This window comes from Streptomyces sp. NBC_01003 (genome assembly GCF_045162695.1).
Taxonomy (GTDB): Bacteria; Actinomycetota; Actinomycetes; order Streptomycetales; family Streptomycetaceae; genus Streptomyces.
Window position 1 is genome coordinate 8,480,049 of the sequence record NZ_CP108707.1, and the last position, 20,995, is coordinate 8,501,043.

Sequence of the window (20,995 nt, forward strand, 5' to 3'; positions counted from 1 at the left end):
CTCCTCGGGCTAGAAGCCCGGCCCGCCCACCTTGTCGCCCGCCGCGGCGAGCCTGCCCCACAGCAGGTCGGCGAGGCTGCGCACCAACTCGCTTCGCGAGCAGGGTCTTTCGCCGAGCCACCAGTCACCCGCGGCGTGCATCATGCCGACGATTCCGTGGCCCCAGACGCGCGCGAGCTGCTGGCTGCCGGGGCCGAGATCGACGCGCTCCTCGATGACCTCGGCGAGCTCCTCGCCCATGCGGCGCAGCAGGGGAGCGGAGTGCTTGCCCACGTAGAAGCCCTGCTCGCCCGGTGCCGCGCTCTCGGCCACGCTCTCCGAGGGGTGCATGAGGAAGCGGTACACCTGAGGGCTCGCCTCGATCGCCGCGAGATAGGTGTCGAGCGTCGACTCCACCCGCTCCCGGCGCTCGGCCGGGGCGTCGAGCGCGGCCCGCAGCGAGGCGAGGAGCGCGTCGGTGTGGCGCTTGGCGAGCGCGGCGTAGAGGCCGCCCTTGTCGCCGAAGTGCCGGTAGAGGATCGGCTTGGTGATGCCCGCCTCGGCCGCGATGGCGTTCATGGACGCACCGGGCCCGTCGCGGAGCACCACGCGGTCCGCGGCCTCCAGCAGCTCTCGCCGCCGGCGCTCGGCAGACGTCTGCTGTTCCGTCCGCTGTGTGGTCTCCATGAGGTTTCTCCCCGCCCGTGCGATGGCCTGACGCACGCGAAACGTAACACTCGACGGCCTCGGGGCATCGAACGGGCTGCCGGGAGTTGACAGGGGCTACTGGCGAGTAACAGACTGCCGTTACCGCAAGTAACGTGTGAAGTGTACGCAGTGCTGGAGGGGTTCATGGCCGAGTTCACGATGGATCTGAACGACGAGCAGAAGGAAGTCAGGGACTGGCTCCACGGGTTCGCCGCCGATGTGATCCGTCCCGCGGCCGCCGAGTGGGACGAGCGCGAAGAGACGCCGTGGCCGGTCATCCAGGAAGCCGCCAAGATCGGAATCTACTCCCTGGACTTCTACGCGCAGCAGTTCTTCGACCCGACGGGTCTCGGCATCCCGATGGCCATGGAGGAGCTGTTCTGGGGCGACGCGGGCATAGCCCTGTCGATCGTCGGCACCGGGCTCGCCGCGGTCGGCGTCCTCGCCAACGGCACCGAGGAGCAGATCGGCACCTGGATCCCCCAGATGTACGGCGACGCCAACGATGTCAAGGTCGCCGCCTTCTGCTCGTCCGAGCCGGACGCCGGATCCGACGTCGCCTCCATGCGCACCCGCGCCGTCTACGACGCGGCCAAGGACGAGTGGGTCCTCAACGGCACCAAGACCTGGGCGACCAACGGCGGCATCGCCAACGTCCACGTCGTCGTCGCCGTCGTCGACCCCGAGCTCGGCTCCAAGGGCCACGCCTCCTTCATCGTCCCGCCGAACACGCCGGGCCTGTCCCAGGGCCAGAAGTTCAAGAAGCACGGCATCCGCGCCTCGCACACCGCCGAGGTCGTCCTCGAGGACGTACGCGTCCCCGGCTCCTGCCTGCTCGGCGGCAAGGACAAGCTCGACGAGCGCATGGCGCGCGCCCGTGAGCGCGCCAAGGCCGGCGGCGGCGAGCGCGTGAAGAACGCCGCCATGGCCACGTTCGAGGCGTCCCGCCCGGCCGTCGGCGCGATGGCGGTGGGCACGGCCCGCGCCGCCTACGAGGAGGCCCTGGAGTACGCCAAGACGCGTACGCAGTTCGGCCGCCCGATCATCGACAACCAGGGCGTCGCCTTCCAGCTCGCCGACATGCGCACGCAGATCGACGCGGCGCGACTCCTGGTGTGGCGTGCCTCCTGGATGGCGACCACGGGCAAGAAGTTCGAGTCGGCCGAGGGCTCCATGTCGAAGCTCTTCGCGAGCGAGACGGCCAAGAAGGTCACCGGCCAGGCCATCCAGATCCTCGGCGGCAACGGCTTCACCCGCGAGTACCCCGTCGAGCGCATGCACCGCGACGCCGCGATCTACACGATCTTCGAGGGCACCAGCGAGATCCAGCGCCTGGTGATCGCCCGCACGCTCTCGGGCCTGCCGGTCCGCTAGCCGAGTCGGCCGGTGCCCCTCGCGCGGCGCGGGGCACCGGCTTTCAGTGGCCGTGCCGCAGTGGTCAGAGCCGGGCGGCCACCTTGCGGGCGATGCGGACGATGTCGCCGGAGGGCCGTGCGGAGTACGCCGGGTGGTCGCGGACCCAGCCGTCCTCCAGGGCGTACCAGTCGACCTGTCGAGGGGCGGTGCCGTCGGCGAGGGCGGCCGCGAGCCCGTCGAAGTAGGTTCGCCAGCGCAGCGTGTAGAGGCCGCCGATGAGCCCGGCCCACTCGCGGTTCGCGTAGTCGTGCAGTCCGCCGTCGTCGGCACCCGAACGCGGACCCCACACCGTCACCAGGGACACGGCGTCGTACTCGAGACGGTCCCGCTCCTCCTCGTCGGCGCCCCAGGCACGCGCGTCGGCGATCCAGCGCCCGAGCAGATGGCGCGGCTGCGTGGCGACGGTCTCCTCCAGCAGCCCGAGCCAGGTGAACCACTCACTCGTCAACTCCTCGAACGCCGCGCGGTCCTTGGCGTCGTACGCGGTCCTGATCCGCGGCAGCAGGATGCGGCTGCGGTGCGAGACCGTCTGCCGGGTGACGTCCATCAGGTCGTAGGCGTACGCCGAGCTGCGGCGCAAACCCGGTGCCACCGCGAGCATTTCGGGCAGGGCCCGCGCGAACTCCTCGGGGTCGTAACGAAGCGCGCCCGGCGACCAGGACGCGCCGCTGGACACGTCCAGGCCGGGCCGGGCGCCGAACAGGCCGTCGTGGCCCTCGCTCCAGCTGTCCGCGCGCGTGGTGCCGTACGCGGTGCGGCGCAGGACGTCCCAGGCGGCCACCGCGTGCGCGTCGTGGCCGCCGTAGCGCTGCGCCGGCCACTGCTCGAACCAGTTCTTCAGCTCGACGGGTCCGTCTGTCCAGGGCAGGTCGCTGAAGAGGGCGAACGCGGCCGGATTGTTGTCGGCGCCCTCGGGCATGAGCGCGATGCCGTCCAGGGCGCTGTTCTCCCTGGTGCGCCAACTCTCGTACAGAGAAGCCCAGTCGGGGGTGTTGGCGCCCATCGTCGTGTGGCCGCCGAAGTTCCAGATCGAGCCGAACGCGTAGGGCGTGCCCGCCCAGTCCTTGTCGCGGTCGGTCACCGAGGGGAAGCGGTCGGAGAGGCCGTCGACGATGAACATCTTGGAGCGGTCGACGGCGTCGAGGATGTCGCGGCGCGGGTTGGTCTGCCAGCCGAGGATGTTCCAGATCGCGCCGGGGTGGGCGGTGCGCAGCGCCTTCTCGACCGCCTTCGCGGCCTCGCCGACCGGCACGTCACCCGGCTTGCCGCCCTCGTGCAGCAGGTCGAGCTTGTACATGGTGGTGTCGCCGAGCAGTTCGCTCTGCACGCGGTAGAACCTCTCGGCGATCCTGGCGAAGTGCGGGTCGCGGGGGTCGAGCCAGTCGGGGCGCGTGAAGCCGACCCAGTCGCCCTGGGGGACGATGTGCGCGCCCGGGTTCCGGTCGGCGAAGCCGGGCGGGACGGTGCCGAAGTATCCGGGGAACACCGGGGTCATGCCGAGCTCACGGATCCGGCGGACGATTCTGCGGGCGAGCGCCGCGCGCCGGTCGAGGAGATGCCGCGACACGGGGCCGCCGAAGCCGGACATGTTCTGGAGCAGCCACCACGGCTGATGGGCCGGGCCCGCGATCCACCCGCGCATCTCGGCGTCGTCGTAACCGAATTCCTGGAATGTGCGGTGGTAGACGGTGTCGGCGCCGAGGTACACGAGGACCTCGTTGAAGCCGTGCAGCGCGAGGACGTCGAGCTCGCGCTCCCAGTAGTCCCAGCCGTGATACGGGCCTGTGTAGCCGTCGTTGGTGTCGTTGAAGGCGAACCGGTGGGCGACGTTCGCGGCGCGCGTCAGGGGCGTGGCGAGACCGGGCAGTCGCACCGGCAGGGACTCGGTCTGCTCGCCGCTCCACGAGAAGTGCGCGTGGGCGTGGTGACGGAGGTAGTGGTGGAAGCCGGTCAACTGCACGGCGGGCGTGGTGCCTTCGACGAGTATGCGGCCGCCGGACCCCGACACTCTGAACGCGTCGCCGGTGCCGGCGTTGTGGGGGGTGGCGCGGAAGGTGACCTGGTCGTGGTGGTGCGGCAGCAGCCGGGCCAGGGCGTCGGCGGCCGGGGTACGGGAGGCCGCACGGCTTTCGGCGGAGGCACAGGAGGCGGACGCGGTGAGCGCGGCGGCGGAGCCGAGGGCGGTGAGCACGGTACGGCGACCGATGTTCATGAAGCACTCCAAGCGCGTGAGTGGACTGGACCACTTGCGCCGGGGATCTTACGGAGGGCGGGGTGGGTTCGGTAGGGAGCGGGAGTAAGCGCTTGCGGGCGCGGTGCGCCCACCCCGGCCGGAGGCCACTCGTCCGTGGCGGCGGCCGAGAGCGCGGCAGCCGGGTCGTGGGTCGCGGGCCCCACGGGGGGCAGCGGCCGGCAGGCGTTCGCCGGACGGGATGGCCAGCGGGGATGGGCGCAGGTGGGCGCCCACCTCGACCTGCCGTCACTTGTCTGTACGGATGGCCGGCCGGGGCAGGTGCACGTGTGCGCCCGCCCCAGCCGGCCGTCACTCGTCCCCGGCGGCAGTCGACAGGGCCGCGGCCGGGTCGTGGGCCGCAGGCCCCGCCGGGAGCCAACGGTCGTGGTTCTTGCGGTACGGCCACCAGCGGCCGTCGCGGCCCAGGCGCGCCTGCGCACCCGTGCCGGTGGCCGTCCACCGGTTGCGGGTCTCCCGCAACGGCGGGCGCTCCCCGGCGTCCCAGGCCGCTTCGACTGCGGTACGCGCGCGTGCCGCGGTCTCCGCGTCCGGCGTCCACTCGTCCTCCAGGACGTACAGGGCGGCGGTGCCTCCGTGTTCCCACGCCAGCACCGCCGCCGCGAGGCCCTCGCGGTCCCGACCCGAACCATCCGCGAGCCGGGCCCCGATCCACGCCTGGGGCGAGCCCGCAGCCAGCCGGACAGCATCCTGATCAATCGTCAACTCATCGTCCGGAGCGCGAAGTTCGTGACCCGGAGTCAGCGCATCCGTCAGCATCCGGTGCGCCTCGGCCGCCGCCCGCGCCCCGAGGAACTCCAGCGCCGCCACATCCGTCCCGGCGGGCGGCTCCGTCTCCGTGTCCAGCGACGGTACGACCGCCGCCTCGGGCGGCACCGGGGGAGCGGCGGGCAGCGGCGGCAGTATGCTCCCGGCCGCGAACGCCTCAGTGGCGTCGACGCCGTCCGCGTCCACCGGCCCCTCGTCGGTCTCCTCGTCCGCGGACCCGGCCGAGGCGGACGCGACGCTGCGCACCTGGAGTTCGTCGAGCAGCACCCGCTCGCCGCGCCCGCGCATCAGCAGCAGTACGAACGGATCCTGGTCGAGGAGACGGCCCAGCTGATAGCAGAGCGCCGCCGTGTGGGCACAGTGGTCCCACGCGTCACACCCGCAGCGCGGCTCCAAGTCGCCGATACCGGGCAGCAGTTCCACGCCGGCCGCCGCCGCGTCCTCGACCAGGTGCGGCGGCATCTCGCGGTCGAGCAGCGCCGCGATGTGCCCGGCCCGCTCGACCGCCATCCCGAGGAACCGGTCCCACTCTTCCTCGCTCAGCCGTTGCAGCAGCACGTCGGCGCGGTACACGGCGCCACCCCGGTCCTTGACGAGCGCGGTGACCCGCCCCGGCCGCACCGAGACGGCCCCCACGGACCCGCCGCGCGCCAGAGCGCGCCCCGCCTTCAGCTGCTGAAGGTCGAGTGCCGTGTCCTCCAGCGCCTTGAGCCAGGTCTGCCCCCACCACGACTGCGCGAAGCCGCGCCCCTGGACGGCCGCCAGTGCCGCGAAGACACGCTCCTCATCCGATGCGTCGGCCCCGTCACTTTCGCCTTCGGTGTCGAACAGGTCGTCCTCGTACTCGTGACGGTCCGTCATCGTGCGCCCCCTCGCAGCTCGACCAGATCGGCCAGTTCGGAATCGGTCAGTTCGGTCAGGGCGGCCTCGCCGGAGCCGAGCACCGCGTCGGCCAACTCCCGCTTGCGTACCAGCATGTCTGCGATCCGGTCCTCGATCGTCCCCTCCGCGATCAGCCGGTGGACCTGCACCGGCCTGTTCTGCCCGATCCGGTACGCGCGGTCCGTCGCCTGCGCCTCGACCGCGGGGTTCCACCAGCGGTCGTAGTGCACGACGTGTTCGGCGCGGGTGAGGTTGAGACCCGTACCCGCGGCCTTGAGGGAGAGCAGGAAGACGGGCACCGCGCCCTCCTGGAAGCGCCCCACCATCGCCTCGCGCGCGGCGACGGGCGTGCCGCCGTGGAGGAACTGCGAGGCCACGCCGCGAGCGGCCAGATGCTGCTCGATGAGGCGACCCATCTGCACGTACTGGGTGAAGACCAGCACGCTCGCGTCCTCCGAGAGGATCGTGTCGAGCAGTTCGTCGAGCAGTTCCAGCTTGCCGGAGCGGCCGGGGATACGCGGCGCGTCCTCCTTGAGGAACTGGGCCGGGTGGTTGCAGATCTGCTTGAGCCCGGTGAGGAGTTTGACGATCAGCCCGCGCCGGGCGATGCCGTCCGCCCCGGAGATCTCGGCGAGCGTCTCGCGCACCACGGCCTCGTAGAGCCCGGTCTGTTCGGTGGTGAGCGACACGGCGCGGTCGGTCTCGGTCTTCGGCGGAAGCTCGGGTGCGATGCCGGGGTCCGACTTGCGGCGCCTGAGCAGGAAGGGGCGCACGAGTTGGGAGAGGCGCTGGGCGGCGCCGGGGTCCTTGCCCTCCTCGACCGCGCGGGCGTAACGCGTGCGGAACGTGCCGAGCTTTCCGAGCAGCCCCGGGGTCGTCCAGTCGAGGATCGCCCACAGCTCGGACAGGTTGTTCTCCACGGGGGTGCCGGTGAGCGCCACGCGCGCGCGTGCACCGATGGTCCGCAGCTCCTTCGCGGTCGCCGAGTGCGGGTTCTTGACGTGCTGCGCCTCGTCGGTGACGACCATGCCCCAGTCGACGCCCGCGAGCTGCGCGGCGTCGAGCCGCATCGTGCCGTACGTGGTGAGCACGAATTCACCGGGATCGAGATCCTCCAGGCTGCGGCGCCCGCCGTGGAAGCGGCGTACGGGGGTGCCGGGCGCGAACCTCTCGATCTCGCGCTGCCAGTTGCCCATGAGGGACGTGGGGCAGACGACGAGGGTCGGGGCGGCGGTCTCCGGGGCGGTCTGCCGGTGCAGGTGGAGGGCGATCAGCGTGATCGTCTTGCCGAGGCCCATGTCGTCGGCGAGGCAGGCGCCGAGGCCGAGGGAGGTCATCCGGGCCAGCCAGTTCAGGCCGCGCAGCTGATAGTCGCGCAGGTCGGCGGCCAGCGCGGCGGGCTGTCCGACGGGCGCCATGCCCTCCGGGTCGGCGAGGCGCTCCCGCAACTCCGCCAGCCAGCCCGTCGGGTGGACGTCGACGCGGCGGCCGTCGACCTCCGTGGAGCCCGTCAGGACCGCGCCGAGCGCGTCGATCGGCGTGACCTTGCGGTCCTGGTGCTCGCGGGCGCGCCGGGCCTCCTCGGGGTCGATGAGGACCCACTGGTCGCGCAGCCGCACGACGGGCCGGTTGGCTTCGGCCAGCCGGTCGAGCTCCTCCCGGCTCAGCTCCCGGTCGCCCAGCGCGAAGCGCCAGTTGAACGCGAGGAGGGCGTCCGCGGAGAGGAACGACGGGGTGGTCGTCCGGAATCGGTCGGGGTTCTCCCCTCCGGGTGACCCCTCGCCCGGAGGGCCGATGACCGCGCGTGCGCTCAGCCGGCGCGCCAGCTGCCGGGGCCAGTGCACGTCGACACCCGCCGCCGCGAGGGCCCGCGCGCCGGCGCCCAGTAGGTCGGTGATCTCCTCGTCCGCCAGGTCGAGGGCGTCGGGGACGGCCGCCGAGAGCAGCGGCGCGAGGGGCGTCCAGGCGCGGGCGGCGCGGCGCAGCGCGAGCAGGGTGTCCATGCGGGCCCGCGGCCCGAAGGCCTGGACCGAAGCGCCTGACGCCGCCCAGACCTCGGTGGCGTCGGCGACCAGCGCGGGGTCGCTGACACTGTGCATCTGGAGCACGGCGCGGAAGGCGACGCGCTCCTCGTCCTCGGCTCCCGGTACGGCCCGGTCGAGGCCCGGCACCTCGACGCGCAGCGAGATCCGCACGCCCGCGTCGTGTCCCGCGGCGACATCGGCGGCCCACGCGCGGTGTTCGGGCACCTGCTGCGGCTCGGTCGCGGCGAAGGCCGGCGCGCCCGCCGCGAGGCTCGCCGCGGGGGAGCGGGGCAGAGTGTCGGCGACGGCGTCGAGGAAGGCGCGCAGCAGCGCCTCGGGCGCGGGGAGGCGGAGGGGCTCCGGTCCGTCCAGGGGTGTCGCGTGGGCCTCGGGCGGCATCGCGGCGGCCAGTTCCCTGACCCGCTCCAGGTCCTCGGCCCGCAACGGGCCCGCGCGCCAGGCGTCGTGATCGGTCGTGGTGAGCCCGGGCAGCAGCAGGCCGCGCGCCGCGAACTGTAGGGCGAGCACGGAGGCGGCGCCCCAGAAGACGGCGGTCGGGTGCGCCTGCGCGGTGGCACGCGCGCGCGTGAGGACCGGCAACGCGGCGCGTACGGGCAGCAGGACGGCGGGTACGGACGCGCGCTCGGCACCGGCGTCTGCGGGCAGGGCGAGGCTCAGCTCCTCGGGCGTGCCGGCCTCCGTGTGCGGGGGCCTGCCGCCGTCGGGGCGCCAGAAGGCGACTCTTCCTTCGCGTGCCGGGTCCCCGGGCGCGAAGACCGTGCAGCAGCGGACCAGTTCGGAGATCTCGGGGAGTGTTGCCACGGGATGCCTGTGGGCAGCGATGACGTATTCCTCAAATTTGACTACCGGGCGGAATCGCCGAGGGTACCCCAAGACTCCGCCCAGCGTGCCGCGTCACAAGGTGATGCCGGTCACTCCTGTCCGGAAGGGGTGGAGCTAGCCCCCCTCCGGGGGCGGTGCTAACCCCGCGCGCAGTCGGGTGGTGGCGTCATGGTGTCCAAGGCCGCTGATTTCTAGGTTTGTTGAGGTCAGGCCGTCTCGTGAGCGGGGCGTCCGGACGGTACGTCCATCCCCACATCTCTCGCCACACCCCGCCCCGCCCATCGCCGTGCCCATCACAGGCCTATTGCCATGCCCAGAGACCGGAGACCTCGCCATGACCCTGGCCGTCGAACCCGTAGTGGACCATTCCTCAGGTACGAACGGGACGCAGCCGCAAGGAAGCGAGTTCACGCCGCTGCTGCGCACCGTCAAGAGCCAGGACCTCCTGGAGCGGCGCACCGGCTGGTACGTGCGCAACATCGCGCTGAACGCCCTGTCCCTCGCCGCCGTCGGCACGGGCATGGCCCTCATCGGCGGTTCCTGGTGGGTCCTCGCCCTCGCTCCCGTCCTCGCCGTGCTCTGCGCGCGTACCGCCTTCGTGGGGCACGACGCCGGCCACGCGCAGATCACCGGCAACCGCGCCGTGAGCCGGCTCATCGGGCTCATCCACGGCAATCTCCTGCTCGGCATGAGCTACAGCTGGTGGAACGACAAGCACAACCGGCACCACGCCAACCCCAACCACATCGACAAGGACCCCGACGTGGCCGCCGACGTCCTCGTCTTCACGAGCAAGCAGGCCGCGGCGCGCTCCGGCTTCCGCCGCTGGCTCACCCGCAACCAGGCCTGGCTGTTCTTCCCGCTGACCCTCCTGGAGGGCCTCGCCCTGAAGCTGTCCGGCTTCCAGGACCTGCGCCGCCAGTCCCCGCGCGAACGCGCCGTGGAAGGACTCCTCCTCGTCGCCCACGTCGTCGGCTACGTGGCCCTGCTCCTGACCACCATGCCGCTCGGCCACGCCCTCGCCTTCGCGGCGATCCACCAGGCACTCTTCGGCCTGCACCTCGGTATGGCCTTCGCGCCGAACCACAAGGGCATGGAGATGCCCGACCCGGACGGCGAGCGCTGGGGCCACCTGCGCCGGCAGGTGCTCACCTCCCGCAACATCAAGGGCGGCGCACTGACCGACTGGTTCCTCGGCGGCCTCAATTATCAGATCGAGCACCACCTCTTCCCGAGCATGCCCCGCCCCCACCTGCGCCTGGCCCAGCCCCTCGTCAAGGCCCACTGCCGCGACCTGGGCATCCCCTTCACGGAGACCGGTCTCGTCGACTCCTACCGGCAGGCCCTGCGCCACATGTACGAGGTCGGGGAGCCGCTGCGCATGGAGTGACCCACCTTCTCGGCGGGTCCTGTGCAGCCCTGAGCCCCGGGTTCCTTGCCCCGGTCTCAGGGCGTGCGCCCTGCGCGGGGCTGCGCCGGGCTCAGGGGTGCGTCAGGGTGGAGACTCAGGGGTGTCTCAGGGTCGTGAACAGGAACCGCCCGGGCCGCGAGTCCGTTTCAGAGAGTAGAGGCGGGGGCCCGCCTCTCATGGCGAGGGCGGTTTGCAGCCCCCGAAGGAGGCGACGGACATGTCGAGGAACGCGAAGATCGCCGCAGGAGGTGTGGCGGCCGGACTGATCCTGTTGATCTGGCTGCCCTGGTGGGCGTCACTCCTGATCGTGCTCGGGGTGCCCACGGCGGCCTATCTGGCGCTTGACCCCTCTCAGCGGCGCAGGCTCCGCCGCGCCTCGCGCAGGGAGATAGGCCGCTGACAGGCGGTGCTACGGGCGAGTGGCCGCGGCCGCTGCCGCCGCCGAGCAGTTGTTGACGACGTCGCCGCTCGCCGGCCTGGCGATCGTGTGGTCGGCGGGCGGCCGCGCACCGTCCTCCACCCACGCGGTGAGCAGGTCGAACGCGGACCGGTAGCAGGGCAGCACGGGACGCAGCCGGTCGGGATAGGTGTCGTAGAGACCATCGGTGTGCGTGCCGTCCTGCACGGTGTACGAGCGGTGCAGGCGGCCGCGCCCCCGGTCGTCGACCATCCGCCCGTACACATCGGCGTCGGCCGCGATCGGAAGCAGGGTGTCCAGGTCGCCCTGGAGCGTGATCAGCGGCTTGCCGATCCGCCCGCTCAGCGCGACCCGCGCGACGGCCCGGTGTACGGAGGCGGGGCGTGCCGCGTAGTCGTAGGAGACGTCGGACGCGCACGGCGCGAGCAGCTCGTCCGTCGTCGAACCCGCCGACGGGCCGGGGCACTTGGAGTCGTACGAGGGGTCGAACTCGGCGCGGTAGATCTTCTGCGTGATCCCCCAGTAGGCCTTCTGGTGGTAGGCCCACAGGAATTCGGACCCGCGCGCGAAGCCCACGCGATACAGATCGTCGTCGTCGGCCTTCCCGAGCCCGTAGGCGACGGCGGTCGGCAGCGAGGTGAGCGGGTTCGGGCCGTCCGTGGTCCAGAGGGTTCCCTCCCAGTCGACGCCTCCGTCGTACAGCTCGGGATGGTTCTCGAGCTGCCAGCGCGTCAGATAGCCGGCGTTGGAGATCCCGGTCATGTACGTCCGGTGCGGGGCCCGCCCGTAGCGCTGGGCCACGGCCTTCTTCGCCGCTCTGGTGAGTTGAGTGGTCCGGTTGTTCCACTCGGCGATCGCGTCGCCGGGGCGCTTTCCGTCGCGGTAGAAGTCGGGTCCGGTGTTGCCCTTGTCGGTCGCCGCGTAGGCGTAACCCTGGGCCAGGACCCGGTCGGAGATCGCCGCGTCCGTCGAGTACTGCTTACGGTTTCCGGGTGAGCCGGTCACCACGAGGCCGCCGTTCCAGTGGTCGGGCAGCCTGATCACGAACTGGGCGTCGTGCTGCCAGCCGTGCGTCGTATTGGTCTTGGAGCCGTCCGGGAAGTACCCGTCGATCTGCGAACCGGGGACGCCGGACGGGTTGCGGGTCCCCTTCGCGGTGAGGCCCGCCTGGTCGGCGCTGTCGGTGTACGGGGTTCCGGCCAGGCCCGCTGTCGTCAAGTCGCCCAGGCAGGCGCTCTGTTGAAGGGCGGCACCCGGGACGTGCACCCGCTCCTGGTGTGCGCAGTGGGCCCCGCCCCCGCCGCTCTCCGTGGCGGCTCCTGCGGGCACCGGCCCCGAGGCGGCCAGCGCCAGCAGGGCGGTGGCGAAGAGGGGGACTGTTCCGGGCACGCGCATGGGGAGCCTCCGCGACGACGAGGGACCGGCAGGGGTGACGAGCGGGGCCATCGTGCGGGCGGGACGGGTCACCGGGCCATGGGCCGGCGCCACATGGGGGAGGGGAGCGGTATGTGGGGCTGGGGGTGGGGCGGTGTGCGCGGCGGGGCGGCGGCTCGCCGCGCAGAGGAGTCAGGAGGGGCGTACGGCCATCTTGTCGAGCGCTTCCAGGAGGCCGGGCAGCTCGGGGCCCCGCCCCACGGGCAGCACCTCACCGGGCTCGTCGTCCAGGAGCACGAACGCGATGTCGTCCGTCCGGGCCACCATCGACCAGCCGGGACCGTCGGCCCGGAGCGTCCTGGCATCCCCGGACGCGAACGCCGACCGGACACGGCCCAGGGGCGGAGGGCTGTCCACGTAGGCGCGCACCTCGGCGAGGACCCGCCGGACGCCGGCGTGCGGGGCAGGGGCGCTCTGCGCCTCGGGGCCGCTTGCCGCGGGAGCGGCGGCGGTGGCGTCGCCGGAATCGGGGGTGGCCGTGCTGTCGGCGTCCGGGCGGTCAGAGCCCGTGCCGCCTGCCCTCTCCGGGGTCTCCGCACCAGCCGCGCCATCGGAGCCCTCTGTGCCACCCGTGACGTTCGCGTCGTTCGCGTCGTCCGTGCCGTCCGTGCCGTCCGTGCCGTCCGTCAAGAACGCACTGTCGTCGATCTGGTCCCGCCAGGACGCCCACTGGAGGGCGATCTCGTCGGCGCCGAGGCGCCGTTGGGCGGGGCCCCATGTCTCCGTGTTCGGCGGCGTGAGGGGCGGACCGTCCATGATCTCGGGGTCGTGCTCCGGGTCGTGCGGGGCGGGGACTCCCGGCGCGGACACGGACAGGGCGAGCGGCCACCCCGGCAGCGCCGAGACCACCGTGCGTTCGTCGGGCGACAACTCGTACTCCATGCCGCAGTCCCAGGATGCGATGGCGACGGCGACGAGGGACACGTCGTCGATGACGACGGTCCAGCGCGCCCCCGCCCCGTCCTGCCCGAGTACGAGCCCGTACCCGTCGGCGAGGGGTGCGAGCCCGAGTGCGGCGCATGCCTCCGGGTAGTCGTCCCCGAGCACGCTGGGGAACTTCGCAGGGGTCAGCAACACCGCCGTCAGTACGTACAGCGCGTCGTCCCCGGCGGCGACCGCGTCGTCCGTCCCGGCCATGCCAGCCTCCCCTGAGCTTCGTCCGTCGGCGCACCCTAACCAGTCGCGGTGGAGATCGTCGAGGGCGTTGAGCTGGAAATTCTTCCCGGGGACCCGGTGTGGCGACCCGTGGGCGGACCATGCCAAGATCCCGTGCGCACTTCGTGTGCCTTCCGTGGAGAGCCGACGGGCGTCGCGGGTCAGGTGGCGGCGGGCAGGCCGAGCAGCGTCCGCGCCACGACCTGGGGTGACTCGCCGCGTTCCCGCGCGAGCGCGACGACCGCGCGGCACGCGAGTTCGTTGATGCCGAACGTCAGGGCCTCCGGAGACACCCACGTCGCGGCCTCGGCAAGCCTGTCCTCGTCGTCCTCGACGGACGCCGAGACATAGGTGGCCGCCGCCTCGAAGAGGTTGTGCGGCCGCTTGCGCGGCCGTTCGGTGACGTTCGTGCCGGCCGGCGTCCGTGTGGCCAAGGCCTTGCGGAGTCTGTCGAACATGTACGCCACCTTCCCCTCGTGTCGTGTGCGACGGTGAGTCACATCACCAACCTAGAGCGGGAGTTCGAGCGTCAGAAGGGCTCAGAAGGGTTTCGTCTACGGTGCTCGCAAGTCCGCGAGGGTGGAGCGCAGCCAGGCGAGTTCGGCCCTGCTGGTCGCGCGGGCGATGGTGAGGATGCCGCGGCGGAACGGGTCGTCCAACTCCTCGGCGCGCAGCGGACGTTCACCGTCGTAGAAGAAGCTGGCCGGTTCCTCGAGGAACGCCAGCCTGCGCCCGAGCACCGTCGCCTGCGCCGACGGGTCGTCGAGGTGTCTCAGGAACGCGAGGACCGTGAACCAGCGGTTCTCGTCGGTGATGTCGGCCCGCCCGGGCTCTGCCAGCCTGCCGCGGAGTTCCTCCCGGCCCGCGGCGGTCAGGCTGAGGACGTGGCGCTGGGCCGCGACCGACCCCGGCTGTGTCTCGCGGGTGAGCAGGCCCGCCTTCTCCAGGCGCTTGATCGCCGGATAGAGCGTGCTCTCGGCGACGGGCCGCACGTGGCCGGTCAGTGCCGTGATTCGTTTGCGCAGCTCGTAACCGTGCAGAGGGGCGTCGTAGAGGAAGCCGAGGATGGCGAGTTCCAGCATGCCCTCATTGTGCCGTACTCCCTCCGGGTTCGGTGTACATCGGTCTGGCAATACATCGACGCCGATGTATGCTCTACGGAGTGCCCCGTAAGGGCGGGGCTGTGCGGTTGCTGGGGAGAGGGAGTGGGGGCGCATGATGAAGCAGGCCCGGTTCGACTCGCAGGAGAGCCACATCCGCTGGGTCGAGGCCGATGGGGACGGGGCGTCGCGGGTGTACGTCCATGGGCTGGGGTCCGCCTCGACCGTCTACCACGCGCATATAGCCGGCAGGCCTGAACTCGCGGGCCGTCGTTCGCTGTTCGTCGACCTGCCGGGGCACGGCATCAGTGACCGGCCGGCCGACTTCGGGTACTCGCTGGACGACCACGCCGACGCCCTGGCGGCCGCTCTCGACGCATCCGGCGCGTCCGGCGCCGAGCTCGTCGCGCACAGCATGGGCGGCGCCGTGGCGATCGTCCTCGCCCACCGGCGTCCCGACCTCGTGTCGCGGCTCGTGCTCACCGAGGCCAACCTCGACCCGTACCCTCCCCGCGTGGAGGGCAGCAGCGGAATCGCCTCTTACGGGGAGGACGAGTACGTCACGGGCGGCGGCCACGCGCGCGTGCTCGCCAAGATCGGCCCCCTGTGGGCGGCCACCATGCGCCTCGCGGACCCCCTCGCCCTGCACCGCACCGCCGTCGGGCTCGCCCGCGGCACCCGCCCCACCATGCGGCGGATGCTCATGGACCTGGACATCGACCGCCTGTATCTGCAGGGCGCGCGCAGCGGTGAACTCGCGGACCGCGCGGGCCTCGAGGCCGCGGGCGTACGTGTGCGCACCGTGCCCGACGCCGGGCACAACATCATGTTCGACAACGCGGAGGCCTTCGCGGCGGCGGTCGCGGGCGACCACGCCATCGCGTAGCCCGGCATGAGGCCAACGCGGCCAACGCCCCTACGGCGTCAGGCCCGGCACTCCGCCAGCGCCAGGAAGCGGTCGTCCTCATCCACGTACGACGTCATCTGCCAGCCCGAACCGGCAAGCAGTGAGCGGAGGTTCGGCTCGGCGCGCAGGTCGTCCGGGGTGAGTTCGCGGCCCTGCCGGGCGGCCAGTGCCGCCCGCCCGATGGGGTGGAACAGTGCGAGGAGTCCGCCCGGGCGCACCACCCTCGCCAACTCGCGCAGATTTTCCCGGGGTTGGGGCAGGTGCGCGACAAGTCCGGAGCCGAAGACGGCGTCGAGCGAGTCGGACCGTACCGGCAGGCGCGTCACGTCGGCGAGCATCAGCGAGCCGGCGCGATCCCGTCCCGCCCGCACGGCGGCCTCCAGCATCGCGGGAGTCAGGTCGACGCCGAGTACGGCTCCCGAAGGCCCCACGGCGTCCCTGAGCGCCGGCAGGGCGCGCCCAGTGCCGCATCCCGCGTCGAGCACCCGGTCGCCCGCACGGAGCCCCAGCTCGGCGACGGCCGCCTCGAAGCGCGGACCGTCGTCGGGGAACCGTGTGTCCCAGTGGGCCGCGCGGGCCGCGAAGAACTCCTGTACGTGCGTGTGGTCGTCGCTCATGACTCCATGATCTCTCGCGTGCGGGCGGGGGCGCAGGCGCGTGTAGGGGATCGAAAACTCCGCATGCGACCGATGAGAACCGATGCGAACCGAAACCGCCGCATGCGCGGACGGTGCACATGTTCGAGCCTGACGCGATCGTTCAGGTGCGTCTCTCTGTCATATTCCAGCACCTTTCGAAATGCGCCCCTGCTGTGCGCCCTCAACAGGTCTAGCGTCCCGGAGCCATGGGACACCTGGACCACGCCACCTTCGGCTGGCTTACCCCCGTGCTGTCATACGTGATGGCCTCCATCGGCGCCGCGCTCGGTCTGCGCTGCACCGTCCGCGCCCTTGGCGCCGCCGGCCGTTCGCGGCGCAACTGGCTGATCACGGCGGCGTCCGCGATCGGCACCGGCATCTGGACGATGCACTTCGTGGCCATGCTCGGCTTCGGCATCACCGGTACGGAGATCCGCTACAACGTGCCGCTCACCGTCCTCAGCCTGGTCGTCGCCGTGGCCGTCGTGGGCGTCGGCGTCTTCGCCGTCGGCTACGGCCGCGACCGCAACCGGGCCCTCGCCCTCGGCGGGCTCACCACGGGGCTCGGCGTCGCGAGCATGCACTACCTGGGCATGGCGGCGCTGCGCCTGCACGGCCAGGTGCGCTACGACCCGCTGCTCGTGGGGCTCTCCGTCGCCATTGCCGTCGTCGCCGCGACAGCCGCCCTCTGGGCGGGGCTCAACATCAAGTCGCCCGCCGCTGTCGCGGTCGCCTGCCTCGTCATGGGAGGCGCGGTGACCAGCATGCACTACACCGGAATGATGGCGGTGAGCGTGAAGGTCGCGTCCTCCGCGGCGACCCTGCCCGGGGCCACGGCGATGCAGTTCATCTTCCCCCTCGCCGTCGGCCTCGGGTCCTACCTCTTCCTGACCTCCGCGTTCGTCGCGCTGTCCCCCACCACGGGGGAGCGCGAGGCCTCCGCGTCGGCCCAGCGGCCCGTCGAGAGCGTCGCCCGCTGACAGCGGACCGGCGCCGTCACCCTTCGCACCACCAGCGCACCACGAGCGAGGAGGCCATGCGTACACCCCGTAGGACCCCCATCAACGGCGCGCCGCCCAAGCCCGCGCCCCCGGCGCGCGGACGGCGCGCGCACGCCGGACCGCCCGCGGAAGAGCCTCACACAGAGGACGGCCCGTCCGCTCCTGCCGTGCCTCCCACGCGCGCGGGCGGCCGAGGGCTGCGGCCCCGTACCGTCCGCGCCAAGATCGTGTGCCTTCTGATGGTGCCCGTCGTCTCCCTGCTGGCTCTGTGGGCATACGCGACAGTCACCACCGCCCAGGACGTCGCCCGTATGCGGCAGTTGCAGCGAGTCGACTCCACGGTCCGCGGTCCGGTCGCCGACGCGGTCGCCGCGCTCCAGGCCGAACGCACCGCGGCCGTCGCGTACTCCGCCAAGCCTGCGGCCGACCGCGGTGACGCCCTCAGGAAGCGCACCTCGGCGACCGACAAGGCCGTGGCGAAGCTCCGCCTCGGCGACGGCAACACCGTCGCGGACGGCGCCGATCTGCCCGCCCTGGTCGGTGAGCGCCTCTCGGTGTTCGTCTCCGGCGCCGAGAAGCTGCGCTCCGTGCGCAGTGCGGTGCTCGGCCGGCGGACCGGCTGGGAGGGGACGTACGAGCAGTACACGAAGACGATCGACTCGGCGTTCGCCGTCAACGGAGCGGTGACCGGGATCCAGGACGACCGTCTCGGCTCCGACGCGCGCGTGCTGCTCGAGTTCTCTCGGTCCGGCGAGATGCTCGCCCGCGAGGACTCCCTGCTCACCGCCGCACGGCTCGCAGGCTCGCTGGACGGCGCACGGCTGCGGCTGTTCACGGGAGTGGTCGACACCCGCAGGACCCTCGCCGAAGCGGCCGTCGCCGACCTCCCGGCACCGCAACGGACCGCCTGGCGCAACCTCGTGGAGGGGAGCGCGTATGGCGACGTACGTGCCGTCGAGGACAAGGCGATCGCCGCTCGGCCCGATCGCGCGGCGCCCGCACCCACCTGGGACAGCGCGCACACGACCGTGCAGAACCGGTTCCGCTCGATCGAGGCGGACGCGGCGCGCACGGCCGCGGTCCGGGCGGATCCGTTCACCCGCGGACTGCTCACGCCCGCGGGCGCCGCCGTCCTCTTCGGCCTGCTGGCCGTCGCCGCCTCGCTCGTGATCTCCGTACGCATCGGCCGAGGCCTGGTCATCGAACTGATCAGCCTGCGCAACACCGCACTGGAGATCGCCCGGCGCAAACTCCCGCACGCCATGCGGAAACTGCGCGCCGGCGAGGAGATCGACGTTCATGCGGAAGCGCCGGAGGGCCCTCCCGCCGAGGACGAGACCGGACAGGTCGCCGAGGCACTCGGCACCGTGCACAGGGCGGCCCTGCGCGCCGCTGCCGAACGCGCGGAACTCGCCAGCGGGATCTCCGGTGTCTTCGTCAACCTCGCCCGCCGCAGCCAGGTCCTCGTCCACCGCCAGCTCGGTCTCCTCGACACCATGGAGCGCAGGGCCGAGGACCCGAACGAACTCAGCGACCTCTTCCGCCTCGACCACCTCACGACCCGCATGCGGCGCCACGCGGAAAGCCTGATCATCCTCTCCGGAGCCGCCCCGGGCCGCGCCTGGCGCACCCCCGTCTCGCTGACCAATGTGGTCCGCGCGGCCGTCTCCGAAGTCGAGGACTACGCGCGCGTGGAGGTACGGCAACTGCCCGCCGCCTCCGTACAGGGCGCCGCGGTCGCCGACCTCACCCACCTCCTGGCCGAACTCGTCGAGAACGCCGCCCAGTTCTCCCCACCGCACACCAAGGTGCGGGTCAGCGGCGAACCCGTCGGAAACGGCTACGCCCTGGAGATCGAGGACCGCGGCCTGGGCATGGGCAAGGAGACCCTCGCAGAGGCCAACAACCGCATCGCCCACTCCGAAGCGCTCGACCTGTTCGACAGCGACCGGCTCGGGCTCTTCGTGGTCAGCCGGCTCGCCCACCGCCACGCCATCAAGGTGCACCTGCGCACCTCGCCCTATGGCGGCACCACCACCGTCGTCCTGCTGCCCACACCCCTGCTGCACGCCGGAACCCCGGAACGGGCGGACACCAACCAGGAACACGCGACGGAGCACCACTACGCGCGCGTGCCCGACCCGGAAGCACTTCACATGAACGGCAACTCCGTGCCCGCCCAGGGGCCACGCCCCGCCATCGCCGCCGCCGTACACGCTGTGCCGGACACCGACACGGCTCACGACATCCCGACGCCCCCGGGCGTCACCGCCCTGCGCCTGCACAGGCAGCCCGCGAACAACGCAGACAACACCGACGACGAATCACCGGACGGACTGCCCAAGCGGGTGCGGCAGGCGAGCCTCGCGCCCCAACTGCGCGAGCGGCCCGAGGAGCAGAACGGCGCCGCACAGCGCCAGGAATCCGACGCACGGACGCCCGAAGAGGCGCGGCAGCGCATGGCGGCGTTCCGTGACGGCTGGGTCCGGGGCGGCGGCCGCCCACCAGGAGCCGGTTCAGGATCCGTGCCCCGCAGCGACAGCACCGAAGGAGATCCCACATGATCCAGGACCCGACCATGGACGCCGCGCCCCGGTCCGGAGAACTCGACTGGCTCCTCGACGACCTGGTGCAGCGCGTGGCCGAGCTGAGGCACGCGGTCGTCCTGTCCAACGACGGACTCGCCGTCGGCGCGTCGAGCGCCCTCGGCCGCGAGGACGCCGAACACCTGGCCGCCGTCGCCTCCGGCTTCCACAGTCTCGCCAAGGGGGCGGGCCGGCACTTCGGAGCGGGCGGCGTCCGCCAGACCATGGTCGAGATGGACGACGGCTTCCTCTTCGTCGCGGCCGCGGGCGACGGTTCCTGCCTCGCCGTCCTCAGCACGGCCGACGCCGACATCGGCCTCGTCGCCTACGAGATGGCCCGGATGGTCAAGCGGGTCGGCGAACACCTCTACACCCCACCGCGGTTCGCCGCGCACCCGCCCGCCGCCGGATGACCGGAAGCCACGACGATGAACGATCACGGGCACAGGGACGACCAGGGACGGGGCAGCCCCGACCGGTCGGGCAGCCAGTGGTACGACAACGAGGCCGGGCCCCTGGTCCGCCCCTACGCGATGACCGGCGGGCGCACGTCACCCGGGCCCAGAGGGGTGCGCTTCGACCTGATCGCACTCGTCAAGCTCGACGACGCCGCGCCCGGCAAGGACGACGACACGGCCCTCGGCCCCGAGCACAGGGCGCTCATCGAGCTGTGCCGCACCGAGACGCAGTCGGTCGCCGAACTCGCCGCGGGCACCGACCTCCCCGTAGGGGTGGTCAGGGTGCTCCTGGGCGACCTGCTCGACATGGGCTGCGTCAAGGTCAGCCGGCCCGTGCCGCCCGCACAGCTACCCGACGAAAAGATCTTGAGGGAAGTCATCGATGGCCTCCGAGCACTCTGAAGAGACGAACGCCGACCACGCCGACCACGCCGACAACTCCGCCCTGGCTCTGAAGATCCTGGTCGCGGGCGGATTCGGGGTGGGCAAGACCACCCTGGTCGGCGCCGTCAGCGAGATCCGGCCCCTGCGCACCGAGGAACTGCTCAGCGAACTCGGCCAGAACGTCGACGACACCGGAGCGGTGGAGCGCAAGACCACGACGACCGTCGCCATGGACTTCGGCCGCATCACCATCCGGTCGGGCCTCTCGCTCTACCTGTTCGGCACGCCCGGGCAGGACCGTTTCTGGTTCCTCTGGGACGAGCTGTCACAGGGCGCGCTGGGCGCCGTCGTCCTGGCGGACACCCGACGGCTCGAGGACAGCTTCCCCGCCGTGGACTACTTCGAGCACCGGCGCATCCCGTTCGTCGTGGCGGTCAACTGCTTCACGAACGCGCGTGCTTACGGTGCCCACGAGGTGTCTCGCGCCCTCGACCTCGACCGCGGGACACCCGTCGTGCTGTGCGACGCCCGCGACCGCGACTCGGGAAAGGAGGTGCTGATCCGGCTCGTCGAGTACGCCGGGCGGATGCACACCGCCCGGCTTCTCGACTCCGTGAGCTGACGTGCGACGTC

Annotated in this window: 18 protein-coding genes; 9 read left to right on the forward strand and 9 right to left on the reverse strand. The window is 72.0% G+C overall.

The window, feature by feature from the left end:
* Positions 1-9: 9 nt before the first annotated feature.
* Entirely contained in the window at positions 10-666 is a 657-nt protein-coding gene (locus OG698_RS38785) for a TetR family transcriptional regulator (RefSeq protein WP_406108667.1), read from the reverse strand.
* A gap of 165 nt (positions 667-831) precedes the next feature.
* On the opposite strand from OG698_RS38785, the gene OG698_RS38790 reads away from it, so the two are divergent.
* Positions 832-2,061, forward strand: coding sequence for an acyl-CoA dehydrogenase family protein (locus OG698_RS38790; protein WP_329575941.1), 1,230 nt, complete (start codon positions 832-834; stop codon positions 2,059-2,061).
* A 64-nt stretch (positions 2,062-2,125) separates the two neighbouring features.
* On the opposite strand, the gene OG698_RS38795 is transcribed toward OG698_RS38790, so the two are convergent.
* The 3 genes from OG698_RS38795 to OG698_RS38805 all read right to left on the reverse strand — a co-directional run bounded on the left by OG698_RS38795 (position 2,126) and on the right by OG698_RS38805 (position 8,850).
* Entirely contained in the window at positions 2,126-4,315 is a 2,190-nt protein-coding gene (locus tag OG698_RS38795) for an alpha-N-acetylglucosaminidase (RefSeq protein ID WP_406108669.1), read from the reverse strand.
* Between the two features lie 330 nt (positions 4,316-4,645).
* The gene (locus OG698_RS38800; RefSeq protein ID WP_406108671.1) at positions 4,646-5,983 is read right to left on the reverse strand and encodes an SWF or SNF family helicase; all 1,338 of its coding nucleotides are present in this window, start codon (positions 5,981-5,983) and stop codon (positions 4,646-4,648) included.
* Entirely contained in the window at positions 5,980-8,850 is a 2,871-nt protein-coding gene (locus tag OG698_RS38805; RefSeq protein ID WP_406108673.1) for a DEAD/DEAH box helicase, read from the reverse strand. The genes OG698_RS38800 and OG698_RS38805 overlap by 4 nt, the downstream gene beginning before the upstream one ends.
* Positions 8,851-9,205: 355 nt before the next feature.
* On the opposite strand from OG698_RS38805, the gene OG698_RS38810 reads away from it, so the two are divergent.
* Both OG698_RS38810 and OG698_RS38815 read left to right on the forward strand, forming a co-directional pair.
* A complete protein-coding gene (locus OG698_RS38810; protein ID WP_406108674.1) occupies positions 9,206-10,261 on the forward strand; it encodes a fatty acid desaturase family protein in 1,056 nt (351 codons plus the stop codon).
* A gap of 238 nt (positions 10,262-10,499) precedes the next feature.
* Positions 10,500-10,682 carry a hypothetical protein gene (locus OG698_RS38815; protein WP_100598451.1) on the forward strand — a complete coding sequence of 61 codons (183 nt, stop codon included), beginning with the start codon at positions 10,500-10,502 and terminating at the stop codon, positions 10,680-10,682.
* A gap of 9 nt (positions 10,683-10,691) precedes the next feature.
* On the opposite strand, the gene OG698_RS38820 is transcribed toward OG698_RS38815, so the two are convergent.
* From OG698_RS38820 to OG698_RS38835, 4 genes are all read right to left on the reverse strand, one after another.
* On the reverse strand, positions 10,692-12,095 hold the full coding sequence (locus tag OG698_RS38820) for a tannase/feruloyl esterase family alpha/beta hydrolase (protein WP_406108676.1): 1,404 nt from the start codon (positions 12,093-12,095) through the stop codon (positions 10,692-10,694).
* Positions 12,096-12,266: 171 nt separating this feature from the next.
* Positions 12,267-13,271, reverse strand: a complete 1,005-nt coding sequence (locus OG698_RS38825) for a hypothetical protein (RefSeq protein ID WP_406108678.1) — start codon at positions 13,269-13,271, stop codon at positions 12,267-12,269.
* A gap of 179 nt (positions 13,272-13,450) precedes the next feature.
* The gene (locus OG698_RS38830) at positions 13,451-13,747 is read right to left on the reverse strand and encodes a hypothetical protein (protein WP_406108680.1); all 297 of its coding nucleotides are present in this window, start codon (positions 13,745-13,747) and stop codon (positions 13,451-13,453) included.
* Between the two features lie 96 nt (positions 13,748-13,843).
* The gene (locus OG698_RS38835) at positions 13,844-14,371 is read right to left on the reverse strand and encodes a PadR family transcriptional regulator (RefSeq protein ID WP_406108682.1); all 528 of its coding nucleotides are present in this window, start codon (positions 14,369-14,371) and stop codon (positions 13,844-13,846) included.
* A 136-nt stretch (positions 14,372-14,507) separates the two neighbouring features.
* Between OG698_RS38835 and OG698_RS38840 the strand changes: the two genes are divergently transcribed.
* Positions 14,508-15,275, forward strand: a complete 768-nt coding sequence (locus OG698_RS38840; protein ID WP_329582192.1) for an alpha/beta hydrolase — start codon at positions 14,508-14,510, stop codon at positions 15,273-15,275.
* Between the two features lie 38 nt (positions 15,276-15,313).
* Here OG698_RS38840 and OG698_RS38845 read toward each other — a convergent pair whose 3' ends face one another.
* On the reverse strand, positions 15,314-15,913 hold the full coding sequence (locus OG698_RS38845; RefSeq protein WP_406108684.1) for a class I SAM-dependent methyltransferase: 600 nt from the start codon (positions 15,911-15,913) through the stop codon (positions 15,314-15,316).
* Between the two features lie 227 nt (positions 15,914-16,140).
* Here OG698_RS38845 and OG698_RS38850 point away from each other — a divergent pair, with 227 nt between their 5' ends.
* The 5 genes from OG698_RS38850 to OG698_RS38870 are packed head-to-tail and all read left to right on the forward strand — an operon-like array spanning position 16,141 to position 20,984.
* The gene (locus OG698_RS38850) at positions 16,141-16,914 is read left to right on the forward strand and encodes an MHYT domain-containing protein (RefSeq protein WP_406108686.1); all 774 of its coding nucleotides are present in this window, start codon (positions 16,141-16,143) and stop codon (positions 16,912-16,914) included.
* Positions 16,915-16,970: 56 nt separating this feature from the next.
* On the forward strand, positions 16,971-19,499 hold the full coding sequence (locus OG698_RS38855) for a nitrate- and nitrite sensing domain-containing protein (RefSeq protein WP_406108687.1): 2,529 nt from the start codon (positions 16,971-16,973) through the stop codon (positions 19,497-19,499).
* Complete coding sequence (locus OG698_RS38860; protein WP_100598443.1) at positions 19,496-19,933, forward strand: roadblock/LC7 domain-containing protein; 438 nt, start codon at positions 19,496-19,498, stop codon at positions 19,931-19,933. Before OG698_RS38855 ends, OG698_RS38860 begins: the two co-directional genes overlap by 4 nt.
* A gap of 15 nt (positions 19,934-19,948) precedes the next feature.
* Positions 19,949-20,380 (forward strand): DUF742 domain-containing protein, encoded by a 432-nt coding sequence (locus OG698_RS38865; protein WP_100598442.1) that lies wholly within the window; start codon positions 19,949-19,951, stop codon positions 20,378-20,380.
* Positions 20,361-20,984, forward strand: a complete 624-nt coding sequence (locus tag OG698_RS38870) for a GTP-binding protein (protein WP_406108690.1) — start codon at positions 20,361-20,363, stop codon at positions 20,982-20,984. The genes OG698_RS38865 and OG698_RS38870 overlap by 20 nt, the downstream gene beginning before the upstream one ends.
* Positions 20,985-20,995: the final 11 nt, after the last annotated feature.

Excerpts from the sequence above, each read along its gene's own strand:
- OG698_RS38785 (WP_406108667.1), bottom strand. The coding sequence starts at position 666 with ATGGAGACCACACAGCGGACGGAACAGCAGACGTCTGCCGAGCGCCGG.
- OG698_RS38790 (WP_329575941.1), top strand. The coding sequence starts at position 832 with ATGGCCGAGTTCACGATGGATCTGAACGACGAGCAGAAGGAAGTCAGG.
- OG698_RS38795 (WP_406108669.1), bottom strand. The coding sequence starts at position 4,315 with ATGAACATCGGTCGCCGTACCGTGCTCACCGCCCTCGGCTCCGCCGCC.
- OG698_RS38800 (WP_406108671.1), bottom strand. The coding sequence starts at position 5,983 with ATGACGGACCGTCACGAGTACGAGGACGACCTGTTCGACACCGAAGGC.
- OG698_RS38810 (WP_406108674.1), top strand. The coding sequence starts at position 9,206 with ATGACCCTGGCCGTCGAACCCGTAGTGGACCATTCCTCAGGTACGAAC.
- OG698_RS38815 (WP_100598451.1), top strand. The coding sequence starts at position 10,500 with ATGTCGAGGAACGCGAAGATCGCCGCAGGAGGTGTGGCGGCCGGACTG.
- OG698_RS38820 (WP_406108676.1), bottom strand. The coding sequence starts at position 12,095 with ATGCGCGTGCCCGGAACAGTCCCCCTCTTCGCCACCGCCCTGCTGGCG.
- OG698_RS38825 (WP_406108678.1), bottom strand. The coding sequence starts at position 13,271 with ATGGCCGGGACGGACGACGCGGTCGCCGCCGGGGACGACGCGCTGTAC.
- OG698_RS38830 (WP_406108680.1), bottom strand. The coding sequence starts at position 13,747 with ATGTTCGACAGACTCCGCAAGGCCTTGGCCACACGGACGCCGGCCGGC.
- OG698_RS38835 (WP_406108682.1), bottom strand. The coding sequence starts at position 14,371 with ATGCTGGAACTCGCCATCCTCGGCTTCCTCTACGACGCCCCTCTGCAC.
- OG698_RS38840 (WP_329582192.1), top strand. The coding sequence starts at position 14,508 with ATGAAGCAGGCCCGGTTCGACTCGCAGGAGAGCCACATCCGCTGGGTC.
- OG698_RS38845 (WP_406108684.1), bottom strand. The coding sequence starts at position 15,913 with ATGAGCGACGACCACACGCACGTACAGGAGTTCTTCGCGGCCCGCGCG.
- OG698_RS38850 (WP_406108686.1), top strand. The coding sequence starts at position 16,141 with ATGGGACACCTGGACCACGCCACCTTCGGCTGGCTTACCCCCGTGCTG.
- OG698_RS38855 (WP_406108687.1), top strand. The coding sequence starts at position 16,971 with ATGCGTACACCCCGTAGGACCCCCATCAACGGCGCGCCGCCCAAGCCC.
- OG698_RS38860 (WP_100598443.1), top strand. The coding sequence starts at position 19,496 with ATGATCCAGGACCCGACCATGGACGCCGCGCCCCGGTCCGGAGAACTC.
- OG698_RS38865 (WP_100598442.1), top strand. The coding sequence starts at position 19,949 with ATGAACGATCACGGGCACAGGGACGACCAGGGACGGGGCAGCCCCGAC.
- OG698_RS38870 (WP_406108690.1), top strand. The coding sequence starts at position 20,361 with ATGGCCTCCGAGCACTCTGAAGAGACGAACGCCGACCACGCCGACCAC.